Genomic DNA, 2,295 nt, shown 5'->3' on the forward strand with positions numbered 1-2,295 from the left:
AGCCGGGCAGGACCACGCCCGCGGCGCTGGCCACCGGCACCGCCAGCGCCGGGTGGCGGGGCAGCGCCCGGGCCCAGAACGACCGGGGCACGAAGACGGCGATCACCGCGGAGAGCAGCACGCCGAAGACGAGGAACGGCACCGCCTGGACCATGACCGAGACGAACACGGTGGTCCAGGTCTGGAGTCGGGGCGAGGACAGCAGGCCGGCCAGCGGCTCCCGGAAGATGATCAGGAGGACCAGCAGTGCCGCGAGCACCTCGACCGAGCCGACCCGGCCACCCAGCCAGGTGCGTGGGCCGGCACCGTCGGGCCCCGCCGGCTCCTGCGGGCGTACGTCCTGCGTCCCGGTCGGTGCGGCCAGGCCGATCGTCCCTGTGCGGTGCCCCTCGCTGTCGTGGAACGGGTCGGGGCGGTCGGTTTCCGGTGTCACGTGTGCGTCCTTCTGCCGGGTGGCGGGACCGGCCGCCTGAGACTACCGGTCGACCTCGGCTCCGGTCGATGGATCCGGCCGGACCTCCGTGTCGGCGGGAGACGACGGGTCGAGCTGGCGAGGCATCCCGCGACGTTCGACTGACCTGCGGAGAGATCACTTTGCCCGATGATCTTCAAGGGTGTTAGCGTCGACGAGACAACTTCACATCCGACAGGGGAGCGCACAGCGCTGAGAGTGCGGGCACCGCCCGCAGACCCTCGAACCTGATCTGGGTAATGCCAGCGCAGGGAGTTCGGTCGACCTCCAGCCGCGCCGCCGTCCGGGCACTCCGGGCGTCGGCGTGCGTCTTCTCCTGGTTCACCTCTGGACTGGGAGCGCAGCATGACCACCACCGACACCACCCGTTGGCGCACGATCGACATCGTCGTCGCCTCGGTCCTCGCCGTCGCCTTCGGCGTCATCTTCTGGGCCTGGAACTTCGTCTGGGCCGCCACCGAGGGCGCGTTCGCGTTCTTCCCGCCGGCCCAGTCGGTCATCTACGGCATCTGGCTGCTGCCCGGCGTGCTCGGCGGGCTCGTCATCCGCAAGCCGGGGGCGGCCTTCTACTGCGAGTTCCTCGCCGCGTTCATCTCGGTGCTGCTGGGCAGCCAGTGGGGTGCCGTGGCGATCCTCCAGGGCGCGTTCCAGGGGCTCGGCGCCGAGCTGGGCTTCGCCGCCTTCCGGTACCGCTCGTTCCGCCTGCCGGCCGCCCTGCTCTCGGGTGCCCTCGCCGGCCTGGCCGCGGCCATCTTCGACCAGATCCGGTACTACTCGGAGCTGGAGCTGTGGAGCGCCCGGGTGCCGATCTTCGTGATCACCGTGCTCAGCGCCACGGTCATCGCCGGCGCCGGCGCCTGGTACCTCACGCGCGCCCTGGCCGGCACCGGCGTCCTCGACCGCTTCCCCGCCGGCCGCGACCGCGCCCTGATCTGACCCTCACCCACCCACCTCCCTCGTTGATCAAGAGGTTTGCGTCAACGGGAGCCGTTGTCCTGACGCAAACCTCTTGATCAACAGCAGTGGGCGGAGGGGGTGATCGGCCGGTGGGTCGGGTGGAGCTGCGGGGGTTCGGGTGGCGGCACGCCGGGCGGCGCGCGTGGGCCGTGCGGGGGCTGGACCTGCGGGTGGAGCGTGGGGAGCGGGTGCTGCTGCTCGGGCCCTCGGGCGCGGGCAAGAGCACCCTGCTCGCCGCGCTCGCCGGCCTGCTGGCGGAGGACTCCGGCGAGCAGGAGGGCACCGTCGAGATCGACGGGCTGGACCCGCGCAAGGACCGGGAGCGCGTCGGCATCGTCTTCCAGGACCCGGAGACCCAGCTGGTGATGGCCCGTTGCGGCGACGACGTGGCGTTCGGGCTGGAGAACCGGGGCGTACCCACCGCCGAGATCTGGCCGCGCGTGGACCAGGCGCTGCGCCGGGTCGGCTTCCCGTACGACCGGGATCGTCCGACCGCCGCGCTCTCCGGCGGCGAGCAGCAGCGTCTCGCCCTGGCCGGCGCGCTGGCCCTGCGCCCCGGCCTGCTGCTGCTCGACGAACCCACCGCCAACCTCGACCCGGCCGGTGCCGCGCTGGTCCGGGAGGCGGTGACCCGGGCCCTGGACGCCGACACCACGTTGATCCTGGTGGAGCACCGGGTCGCCGAGGCGCTGCCGCTGGTCGACCGGGTGGTCGTGCTCGAACCGGGTGGCGGCGTACGCGCCGACGGCACGCCCGAGGCCGTGTTCGGCGCACACGGCGACGCGCTCGCCGCCGACGGGGTCTGGGTGCCCGGCCGGCCCGTACCGCCCCGCCGGGCCACCACACCCGCGGGGACAACGCTGCTC

3 protein-coding genes and 1 riboswitch are annotated in these 2,295 nt (G+C 73.0%); of the genes, 2 read left to right on the forward strand and 1 reads right to left on the reverse strand.

Annotated features, from left to right (window positions below; genetic code table 11):
* Positions 1-433: permease (locus AB0I76_RS27925; protein ID WP_357041525.1), on the reverse strand; the 433-nt coding region annotated here is incomplete at its 3' end.
* Positions 434-638: 205 nt separating this feature from the next.
* Positions 639-744, forward strand: a riboswitch (TPP riboswitch).
* A 73-nt stretch (positions 745-817) separates the two neighbouring features.
* Here AB0I76_RS27925 and AB0I76_RS27930 point away from each other — a divergent pair.
* Together AB0I76_RS27930 and AB0I76_RS27935 are read left to right on the forward strand one after the other, a co-directional pair.
* Positions 818-1,408, forward strand: coding sequence for an ECF transporter S component (locus AB0I76_RS27930; RefSeq protein ID WP_357041528.1), 591 nt, complete (start codon positions 818-820; stop codon positions 1,406-1,408).
* 110 nt (positions 1,409-1,518) lie between these two features.
* Positions 1,519-2,295, forward strand: a 777-nt coding sequence (locus AB0I76_RS27935) for an ABC transporter ATP-binding protein (protein ID WP_357041531.1), incomplete at its 3' end; no start/stop codon positions are given.

The sequence above is a fragment of the Micromonospora sp. NPDC049799 genome (genome assembly GCF_040656655.1).
Taxonomy (GTDB): Bacteria; Actinomycetota; Actinomycetes; order Mycobacteriales; family Micromonosporaceae; genus Micromonospora.